The 10,188-nt window shown below is 62.9% G+C and carries 8 protein-coding genes and 1 riboswitch; of the genes, 3 read left to right on the forward strand and 5 right to left on the reverse strand.

Annotation, left to right across the window (positions count from 1 at the left end; genetic code table 11):
- Positions 1-143 precede the first annotated feature (143 nt).
- Together EN939_RS09375 and EN939_RS09380 are read left to right on the forward strand one after the other, a co-directional pair.
- Positions 144-614, forward strand: a complete 471-nt coding sequence (locus tag EN939_RS09375) for a hypothetical protein (protein ID WP_127267794.1) — start codon at positions 144-146, stop codon at positions 612-614.
- 160 nt (positions 615-774) lie between these two features.
- Positions 775-1,950 carry a GGDEF domain-containing protein gene (locus EN939_RS09380; protein ID WP_127267795.1) on the forward strand — a complete coding sequence of 392 codons (1,176 nt, stop codon included), beginning with the start codon at positions 775-777 and terminating at the stop codon, positions 1,948-1,950.
- Here the strand turns inward: EN939_RS09380 and gcvP are convergent, their stop codons facing one another.
- Genes gcvP through gcvT form a run of 3 tightly spaced genes read right to left on the reverse strand, consistent with a single transcriptional unit; the run spans position 1,951 to position 6,253 of the window.
- A complete protein-coding gene (gcvP, locus tag EN939_RS09385; RefSeq protein ID WP_127267796.1) occupies positions 1,951-4,761 on the reverse strand; it encodes an aminomethyl-transferring glycine dehydrogenase in 2,811 nt (936 codons plus the stop codon). It abuts the gene before it with no gap.
- Positions 4,762-4,778: 17 nt separating this feature from the next.
- Positions 4,779-5,147 carry a glycine cleavage system protein GcvH gene (gene gcvH / locus EN939_RS09390; RefSeq protein WP_013531953.1) on the reverse strand — a complete coding sequence of 123 codons (369 nt, stop codon included), beginning with the start codon at positions 5,145-5,147 and terminating at the stop codon, positions 4,779-4,781.
- Between the two features lie 5 nt (positions 5,148-5,152).
- Positions 5,153-6,253: a glycine cleavage system aminomethyltransferase GcvT gene (gene gcvT / locus EN939_RS09395; protein WP_127267797.1), complete on the reverse strand. Its 1,101-nt coding sequence runs from the start codon at positions 6,251-6,253 to the stop codon at positions 5,153-5,155.
- Positions 6,254-6,402: 149 nt separating this feature from the next.
- Positions 6,403-6,489: riboswitch (glycine riboswitch) on the reverse strand.
- Between the two features lie 244 nt (positions 6,490-6,733).
- Between gcvT and EN939_RS09400 the strand changes: the two genes are divergently transcribed.
- Complete coding sequence (locus EN939_RS09400; RefSeq protein ID WP_127267798.1) at positions 6,734-7,735, forward strand: hypothetical protein; 1,002 nt, start codon at positions 6,734-6,736, stop codon at positions 7,733-7,735.
- A gap of 58 nt (positions 7,736-7,793) precedes the next feature.
- Here EN939_RS09400 and EN939_RS09405 read toward each other — a convergent pair whose 3' ends face one another.
- Both EN939_RS09405 and EN939_RS09410 read right to left on the reverse strand, forming a co-directional pair.
- Positions 7,794-8,522 carry a GntR family transcriptional regulator gene (locus EN939_RS09405; RefSeq protein WP_127267799.1) on the reverse strand — a complete coding sequence of 243 codons (729 nt, stop codon included), beginning with the start codon at positions 8,520-8,522 and terminating at the stop codon, positions 7,794-7,796.
- Between the two features lie 7 nt (positions 8,523-8,529).
- A complete protein-coding gene (locus tag EN939_RS09410) occupies positions 8,530-9,810 on the reverse strand; it encodes a D-amino acid dehydrogenase (protein ID WP_127267800.1) in 1,281 nt (426 codons plus the stop codon).
- Positions 9,811-10,188 lie beyond the last annotated feature (378 nt).

Genomic DNA, 10,188 nt, shown 5'->3' on the forward strand with positions numbered 1-10,188 from the left:
GGTCTTCGTCTGGTGCCTGGTGGTTAATGGCTGGTGTGCCCGAAGCCGAATTTTGGCGGCGTTTCGGCACCGAAGTTTAATCGCCGCTGATATATTGTGTTTCCTGAAGAACGACCCGGCAAATCGGGCGATGAGGCAGGGGCATGCGTCACAGTAATTTCACGGCAATGGCCGCAATGGCGGCCGTCTTGATGATGTCTGGCTGTACGACGAGTGGCGTCGACACCACCAAGACCACCGCCATCCAACCGGCGGCAAACGACACCGAAACCTCCGATCTGGCGCAAGGCAAGGCGCAGTTTCGCGACGCCAATTACGGCCTCGCCGAAAAGCACTTCCGCAAGGCCGTCGAGTTGAAAGCCGACAATGCGGAGGCCTGGATGGGGCTCGCCGCTTCCTATGATGAACTCGGCCGCTTCGACTTCGCCGACCGAGCCTACGGCCAGCTTTTGAAGGTCGCCGGCCGCAAGCCGCAGATCGTCAACAATATGGGCTATTCGCAACTGCTGCGCGGCAATCGCAAGAAGGCCAAGGCGTTGCTGCTCGAAGCGAAGGCCGGCATGGCCGATCCAACAGTCGTCAACGCCAACCTCGCTCTCTTGAACAAGGGTTGATCTCGCATCCATGGGTCCGGTTTCGGGACACGTGCCATCGACGCTTTGTAAACCCTATCCGCAGGTTGCATCGAAGGATTGCCTGAAAACCCGTATCTGAGGGCTGCCGCTGACCTAGAATGCAGCGCAACCGCCGACGCTCAAGAGGCCCTTGCCCGATATGCTGGACTTCAGTTCGCTTCTGCTCGCAGCCGCGCTGTCGGGCATATGCCTCAGCGTCACCATGTTTGCCATTTGGTTCACCGCGCCCAAGGCAGGTTTCGTGCTGACGGTTGCGTGCGGAATTCTGGTGCTCGTTGCGCATGTGATCCTGTTCTGGCGGTACACCAAGGATCCCGATCCGCTGCTTTGCCAGATCGTGCTTGCACTGCTCAGCCTGGGGTTCCTGATCATCTGCTTGTCGGCCATGCAATTTCTGGGGGTGCCCGGCTACGGACGTGCCGTTGCACCTGCGCTTGCCGCCATGGCCATTTGTGCCGTCGTGACCTTTATGGGCTTTGACGGCATTGGCTTCATAGTCACCTACACCACGGTGACGGCGCTGCTGTCGGCGATCGGCGCCATGTTCTGGATCAACGGCAGTCACGATCGCCGCATCCTTCTGGTGGTTTCGTTTCTGAGCGGCACCTGCGCGATGTCGTTTGCGCTTTGCGGCGTGGTTCTGCTGACCAAGGGGCAATGGACGCTCGGGGTTGCGCCCGACAACTGGGCCGAACGATTGAATTCCGTGGTGGCGGTCGCCTGCATGACCGGGCTCGGAGCATTGACGCTCTCCCTCCATCATCTGCAGGCGCAAATTGAACTCAAGGCCGAGACCATGACCGACCCGCTGACTGGGTTGCTGAACCGCCGGGCATTGACGTCGCTCTACGGCGAACGGAGTTTCGGTCCGTTCATGTCCATCGTCATGTTCGACCTCGACCATTTCAAGCGGACGAACGATGTCTACGGTCACCCGGTAGGGGATCAGGTCTTGTGCCGTTTTGCCGCCGTCATCAAGAAATATGCCCGGCCCGGCGTCGACGCTTTTCGCCTTGGCGGCGAGGAGTTCGCAATCGTCATGTCGCGGATGACGGATGAAAAGGCTTACGATCTCGCCAGCAAGATAGGCGTGGCGTTCGGCACCGAAATCGTCCCCACCCAGCTCGGCAAGTTGCGCAGCACGGTCAGCGGCGGCATCGGCTTTGGCGAGGCAAGCGGCAGCAGGCTGGACAACGTGCTCGCCGAGGCGGACGCGGCGCTCTATGCCGCCAAACGCGCCGGACGAAATTGCGTCATCAGCCGCAAGAGGATGGGCAAGGCCGAGCCGATCAAGCCGGCCTTGCGCTCAGCGTAATTACTCCGCGGCACCCAGATAATCCGACAGCGGCGGGCACGAGCAGACCAGGTTGCGGTCGCCGGCGACATTGTCGATGCGTGACACCGGGGGCCAGTACTTGGCTGCCGTGTCGGCGTCGCCGGCCGGATAGGCCGCTTCCAGGCGCGAGTAGGGATGGGTCCACTGGCCGGCCAGCGCCTCGGAGGCGGTGTGCGGCGCGTTGACCAGCGGATTGTCGGCCAAAGGCCATTCGCCCCTGGCGACTTTTGCTGCCTCTGCCGATATGGCGATCATCGCCTCGCAGAAGCGGTCGAGTTCCCGCTTGGGCTCGGACTCGGTCGGCTCCACCATCAGCGTGCCGGCAACCGGGAACGACATGGTCGGCGCGTGGAAACCATAATCGATCAGGCGCTTGGCGATATCGTCGACACTGATGCCTGCACTCTCCTTGAGCACACGGGTGTCGAGGATGCATTCATGCGCGACGCGTCCCTGCCTGCCCTTGTAGAGCACCGGGAAATGCGCACCGAGCCGCGTCGCGATGTAGTTGGCGGACAGGATCGCCGTCTCGGTCGCCTGCTTGAGGCCCGAGGCGCCCATCATGCGGATATACATCCAGGTGATCGGCAGGATCGAGGCGCTGCCGAAGGGGGCGGCGGAGACGGCGTGCGCCGAGCCTTCGGTGACATGGCCGGGCAAATACGGCTTCAAATGCGCCTTGACGCCGATCGGCCCGATGCCGGGTCCGCCGCCGCCATGCGGTATGCAGAAGGTCTTGTGCAGGTTCATGTGGCAGACATCGGCGCCAATGTCGCCGGGACGGGCAAGCCCGACCAGCGCGTTGAGGTTGGCACCGTCGAAATAGACCTGGCCGCCATGCTCATGGATCAGTGCGCAGAGATCGCGTGCGCCTTCCTCGAACACGCCATGCGTCGAGGGATAGGTGAACATCAGCGCCGCGAGATTTTGCGCATGCTCAGTCGCCTTGGCCTTCATGTCGTCCATGTCGATGTTGCCGTCTTCGGTGCAGCGCACGACGACGACGTTCATGCCGGCCATCGCCGCGCTCGCGGGATTGGTACCATGCGCCGAGGAGGGGATCAGGCAGACGGTGCGGTGGTTGTCGCCGCGTGAGCGGTGATAGCCGCGGATGGCGAGCAGGCCGGCATATTCGCCCTGGCTCCCGGCATTGGGCTGCAAGGTGACGGCGTCGAATCCGGTGATCTCCGACAGCCAGCCCTCCAACTCACCGATCATGGCACGGTAGCCTGTCGAGTGCGCGGCCGGGGCGAAAGGGTGCAGATCGGCAATGCTCGGCCAACTCACCGGCATCATCTCGGCGGCGGCGTTGAGCTTCATGGTGCAGGACCCCAGCGGGATCATGGCGCGGTCGAGCGCCAGGTCCTTGTCGGCCAGCCGGCGCAGGAAGCGCATCATCTCGGTTTCCGACTTGTTTTCGTGGAAAACAGGCTGGGTCAGGAACTCCTTGCCGCGCGGCCTGCCGGGCACCGTGCTGTCGGCGGAGACACCAGCCTTGGCGCCGAACAGGGCCGCGATTGCGTCGAGATCGGCCTCGGTCGAGGTTTCGTCGAAGGCAATGCCGATATGATCGGCATCGACGGCACGCAGCAACCTGCCACCCTTTTCAGCCGCAGTGGCGATCGAAGCTGCCTTACCCTTCACCTCGGCCGTCACCGTGTCGAAGCGGCTTGAACCGAGCACGGAGATACCTGCTGCTTTGAGCCCGGAGGCAAGACGATTGGCCAGCGTGTGGATGCGCCCGGCAATCGCCTGCAGCCCGGCGGGACCGTGCCAGATGGCATAGGCAGTCGCCATGTTGGCGAGCAACGCCTGCGCGGTGCAGATGTTGGAGGTCGCCTTGTCGCGGCGGATATGCTGTTCGCGCGTCTGCAAGGCAAGCCGGTACCCAGGCCGGCCCTTGCTGTCGGTGGACTGGCCAACCAGGCGGCCGGGCATCAACCGCGTGAGCCTGTCGGAGACGGCGCAATAGGCCGCGTGCGGGCCGCCAAAGCCCATCGGCACGCCAAAACGCTGCATCGGGCCGACGGCGATGTCGGCGCCGAGCTTGGCCGGCGCGTCGGTCAGCGTCAGGCCGAGCGGGTCGGCGATGAAGACGACGATAGCCCCGGTCGCGCGCGCCTTGTCGATCGCTGCCTTGTGGTCGCCATAGACGCCAAACGTATCCGGCCAGGAGACGAGCAGGGCGGCGGTGTTGTCGTCGATCGTCTCGCCATCGATCTCGATGCCGAGCGGCTCGGCGCGGGTGCGCACCACGTCCAGCGTCTGCGGATGCGGCGTGCCGGCAAGTGCGACCTTGGTTCGCTTGTCACGGTGGTGGCGTAAGGCGATGCCGACGGCTTCGGCCACGGCGGTTGCTTCATCGAGCAGCGAGGCCGAGGCCACCGGCAGGCCGGTCAATTCGGTGACCAGCGTCTGGAAGTTGAACAGCATTTCGAGCCGGCCTTGGCTGATCTCTGCCTGATAGGGCGTGTAGGCCGTGTACCAGGCAGGATTCTCGAACAGATTGCGCTGGATAACCGGCGGGACATGGACGCCGTGATAACCGGCGCCGATGAAGCTCTTCAGCACTGTATTCCCGGACATGACAGCCGAGAGTTCGGCCAGCGCTTCCGCCTCGCTCGCCGGTGCTGGCAGGGCAAGCGGCCGATCGAGCCGGATCGACTTCGGTACGGACTGGCTGATCAGCGTCTCGATCGAGGGCACGCCGATGGCGGCCAGCATCGCTCTGGTGTCGTTGAGGCCGGGACCGATATGGCGGGCCGAGAAGGGGTAGGGTGCTGCGGTCATGTCAATAAGTCCTGGTATCAACCGATATGGGCTTTGTAGGCGGCCTCATCCATGAGACCGGCGAGCTGGCTTTCGTCGGCAAGCTTCATCTTCCACAGCCAGCCGGCTCCGGTTGCTGCCGAGTTGACCAGCGACGGGTCCGACGACAGCGTGCCGTTCGCTTCAGTGATCTCGCCATCGACCGGTGCATAGACATCGGATGCCGCCTTGACGGATTCGACCACGACGGCGGTGTCGCCCTTGGTCAATTTCTTTCCGGTCTCCGGTAGTTCGACGAAGACGAGGTCGCCGAGCTGCTCCTGCGCGTAATCAGTGATGCCGACCGTGGCGATGCCGCCCTCGACGCGGAGCCACTCGTGATCTGATGTGAAATAGGTCGTTGCCATTGAGATCATCCTTTGCGGTAGCGATGCGGTGTGAAGGGCAGGGAACTGATATCGACTGGGATTTTTGTGCCGCGCACGTCGGCGAACACCCGCGTTCCGGGCTTTGCCAGAGGTGTCGAGACATAGCCCATGGCGACCGGATGGCCGGCCGAGGGGCCGAAACCGCCCGATGTGACCTGGCCGGCCGGATTGCCGTCGGCGTCGAAGAGCGCGGCACCGCCACGCACCGGCTGGCGACCTTCCGGCTTAAGCCCGACCCGCTTTTGCGCGGGTCCTTGTTCCACGGCGGCGCGGAGCGCATCGGCGCCGATGAAAGCGCCGGAAGCGCGGATGTCCTTTGGAATTGCCCACATCAAGGCGGCGCTGGCCGGATTGGTCTCCGGCGTGATGTCCTGGCCATGCAGGCACAGCCCTGCCTCCAGCCGCAGACTGTCGCGGGCGGCCAGGCCGATCCACAGCACGCGTTCATCGCCGAGCAGCTTCGCGACGAGATCGCGTGCATCGGCTTCCGGCAGGCCGATCTCGAAACCGTCCTCGCCGGTATAGCCCGACCGGCTCATGAACCAGTTCTTGCGCGGTTCGACACCATGCATGAAAAGCAGCGAGCCGGTCTCGATGCCGGCGCGGGAAAGGGCGGCCCAGGCTTCAGGACCCTGGATGGCCAGGAAGACGCGGTCGAGCGGCTCGACCCTGGCGTCGAAATCCGCGGCAAGTGCACGCAAATGCTTTTCGTCGGCGACGGCGTTGCCTGCGTTGGCGACTATCATGAACCTGCTATCGCCAAGTCTGGTGACGATGAGGTCGTCCAGGATGCCGCCTGCCTCGTTGAGGAAAAAGGACAGTTTGGACTGTGAGATTTGGAGTGCGCCTGCATCCAAGGGGCAAGCGCGGTTGAGCAGCGCAACCGCCTCCGGCCCGCTGACTTCGAACAGCTTCATATGCGAGATGTCGAACAGGCCGGCCTGTTCGCGGGTGTGAAGATGTTCCTTCATGACGCCCGCCGGATAGGTCAGCGGCATCGACCAGCCGGCAAAAGCACCGAAGCGCGCACCGGCGGTTACATGGATGTCTTCGAGGGGGAGGTGTCTTGTATCGTCGCCCGTCATGTCGTCTCCAGAGTCGCACGCAATCGGTCGCGAATGGCGACCAGTCCGTGCCCCTCTGTCTGAAGCCTGAGAGACTCGCGCAGCCGGAGCTCTGTCAGCGGCGCTTACACCTTCGGCGCGGGGGCAAGCCCCGACTTTCCAGAGTGTCTTTCCCGTCTACGGTTCTTTTGCCTGAGAGATTTCGGGCGATTTCCCCTTCGGCGACAGCTCTCGCTGTTCTCTCCCGCAAACAGGTAGGACTCAGACCCTGAGTCCTCGACGCGCCATCCATAGCTCGCGCGCGGCGGCTTGTCACCTGTCAGCGACATCTAAAGCGCGTGCGTACCATTCTTCAAAACCGCGGCACGTTTTTGGGCGACATGCGTTGGCCGACAAGTCTTCGCTAACCACGCCGTTTGCCGGTTTTTCAAGACACTGCTGATATGTTGGCGTGTATGACGCTTGGGGCCGGCGCTTGGCGACGGCGGACGGGGACGACAAATGGGCGAATTGATCATGAGCGCGCCGGTGGCCGGGCTGACCTCGAAAAGCCGCATCGCCGCGGAGGACGTAGCGATGTTGCGCCATGAAGTGTTCGGCGACGGCGTCGTGACGCGCGGCGAGGCCGAGGCGCTGTTTGCGCTCGATGCAACGGCGAAGGACAAATGCCAGGAATGGCCGCCCTTCTTCGTCGAGGCGGTCACCGACTATATCGTCCACCAGGAAAAGCCGTCGGGCTATATCTCGCAAGACAATGCCGACTGGCTGATCCGCACGATCTCGCGCGATGGCATGGTCGACAGCCGGACCGAGCTCGAATTGCTGGTGCATGTGCTGGAACAGGCGAAATCGTCGCCGAGCCAACTTTGTGTGTATGCGCTGGAGCAGGTGGCGCATGCCGTCATTGACGGCAAGGGGCCGCTGATGCTCGGCGGCACGCTGGCTCCCGGCCTCATCGCACAGGCGGAGGTCGAGTTGCTGCGCCGGATCCTCCACGCCCATGGCGGCGACGGCAACATCGCCATCACGCGCGCCGAGGCCGAGGTGCTGTTCAAGATCAACGAGTGCACTGCCCAAGGGCACAATGATCCGTCCTGGAACGAGCTGTTCGTCAAGGCGATCGCCAATTTCATCATGTGCTCGGCCGGCTACGAAGCACCGACGCGCGATGTGGCGCTGCGCCGTGATGCCTTCCTCGAACATGCCGATCCGGAAATCGGCGGCTTCTTCAGCCGCATGATCTCCGGCGGCCTTGCCGGCATCATGGAAGCCTATCGGTCGCCAGGCGACATCGAGGCCGAGTGGGAAGCCAAGAACAGGGCGGCCGAGGCTCTGGCCCGCCGCGCCGAGACGGTCGATGCCGGCGAAGCCGGCTGGCTGATCGAACATATCGGCGTCGACAGGCCTCTTTATGAGAACGAACGCGCGCTGTTGACCCTGATCAAGCACGCCTCACCGGAAATCCATCCGGCGCTGAGGCCGCTGCTCGACAAGGTCGCCTGAGCGGTAGGGGTTGCCTGAGCGGTAGGGGGTTGCCTCGGTCAAAGCTGGGGTTGCCCGATTAGATCTGGTCGACGTCGATGTATATCCTTGCCAAGCCTTCCCTGACGGTCGACATGGCATCGGCGACACTGATGGCGATGTGGTCGTGCATGAGCCTTGCGGCGCTGTTGGCATCGCGGGCTACCATGGCCCGGGCGATTTCGCTATGTTCGGTGTAGGTTGTCGACAATCGCCGGTGCTTCTCCACTTCGATCTTGCGAACGAAATGGATGCGCGTGTTGATGCCTTCGAGCATGCGCGCCAGTTCGGGATTGCCTGACAGCCTGGCGATGCGGATGTGAAATTCCTCGTCCCTGGCGGTCAGTTCGGCGCTGGAAAACGAGTCGGCGCGCGCCATGGTGAGCGCCCACCAGTCGACGAGCGTGGCAAGCTCCTCATCTGTCGCGCGCTGGACCGCCAGCCTGACGGAGCGCTCCTCGAGCACCGCTCGCACGTCGGAAAGATTGACGATCTCGTCGACATCGAAGCCCCGGCAAAAGAAGCCGCGATTGGTCTGGAAGGTGATGAGTTCCTCCGTGACCAGCCGCTGGAGAGCTTCCCGGATCGGGCTGCGGCTGACATTCAGCCTCGCGGCAAGCGCCACTTCGTTGATGCGTTCGTTCGGCTTGAAGCGATAGTCCATCGCCATGCGACGGATCTCTTCATAGACACGCGGGCCGGTCTTGATCGGCTTGGATGCCAACGCCGCATTGTTGTCCTGGTTGGTTTGTCTGGTGGGTCGAAGCATGGCGTCGTCAAGCCTTTGCGGCGCTTGGTTCGGCGAACCGCGCCTGTGTGGGAAGGATGCCGTCGAGGGCGATCGGCGCTGCCCGGCCGGCGATCAGATCGGCGACGATACGGGCCGATCCATGCGCCATGGTCCAGCCGATATGGCCGTGCCCGGTGTTCAGCCACAGGTTTCGGATGTCGCGCAGGCCGAGGATCGGCAGGTTGTCGGGCGTCATGGGCCTCAGGCAGGCCCGCATCTCGGCGCGATCATAGGCGATGCCGCGCGGGAACAGGTCCTGCGTGACGCGCTTCATGAAGGCGAAATCCGAAGGCTTGTGGCTGCGATCATAGCCCGCGAATTCCGCGGTGGCGGTCACGCGGATGCGATCGCCCATCGGCGTGATGGCGACGAGATTGTGCTCATCGATGACAGGGAGTTTTGGAGCCAGCGCCTGATCGACGATGGGAATGGTCATGGAATATCCCTTGACCGGATAGATCGGCAGACCAAGGCCGATCTTGCGGGCGAGGACGGGGCTCTCGGCGCCGAGACACAGAACGTAGGTGTCGGCCAGAAACTCTCCCTTGTCGGTGACGATCTTGGTGATCGTTTCCTTTCTGCGTTCGATCCCCACGATCCTGGTCCCTGTCAGGATCTTGCCGCCCCTATTTTCGACGATGGCCGCCAGCGCGCGCGTGAACTTGGCGGCGTCGCCGGTTTCGTCGGTCGGACACAATACGCCGCCGGCAATGTTGTCGCGCGACAAAGCCAGCGCCGGCTCGCGGTCAACGATTTCCTGCGCGTCGACGATACGGATCTCCTGGCCGTCGGCCTCCAGCAGGCGCATGTTGGCGATGCCCTTGTCGAGCGCCTGGCGGTTGCGGTGGAAGTAAAGAATGCCGGCCGATGTCCTGTCGTACTGGATCGCTTCCTCCCTGACGACCGCCTGCAGGACCGATTGGGAATGGACCGCAAGCCGATGTTTGAGAAGGGTGTTGCGACGCGCTTTGGCGGCCGTGCATTGCATGAGGAAGCGCAGCGACCAGCTGTAGAGATGCGGGTCGGCGGAGAGCTTGAAACGAAGCGCCTGGTCTTTCTGGAACAGCGACTTCAGCAGGATTTTTGGCGCGGCCGGCGATGACCAGACGAAGGAATGGCCGGGCGCGATCATGCCGGCATTTGCCCAGCTTGCCCCTTCGGCCACCTGTGATGCCTGCTCGAGAACGGTGACCGTGTGGCCGTCCTTCTGCAACTGATAGGCAGTGGTGATCCCGACAACGCCACCGCCCAAGATCAATATGCGCATCGCTGACCCGAATGGTTGTCGTTTCTATTGTCGACAATTCAACAGGAAGACGCTGGCCATTGTCAACGGCGCGTGGGTCGACGATCGATTCACCGTTCAGACAGGGCGAAATCCGGCATTTCCCGGTTCCCAAAATTGGAACGGAGCTCTTGACACGTTTGGCAAAGTTGTCGCTTCTATTGTCGACAATTCTGATTGGCATCAGGAAGGGGACTGCGCCATGGACGCCCCGCTTAGCCGCGCCGACGATGCGCTTGTCGTCGACAAGGAACACATTCCCTTCAAGACCGACGACGGCATCGGCACCCGCGCCAATCTCGGCCTGCTCGTCCTTCGAACCGACCAGACCATCGAGGATGAATTCCGCTATGCGCTGCC

This window comes from Mesorhizobium sp. M7A.F.Ca.CA.002.05.1.1 (genome assembly GCF_003998335.1).
Classification (GTDB): Bacteria; Pseudomonadota; Alphaproteobacteria; order Rhizobiales; family Rhizobiaceae; genus Mesorhizobium.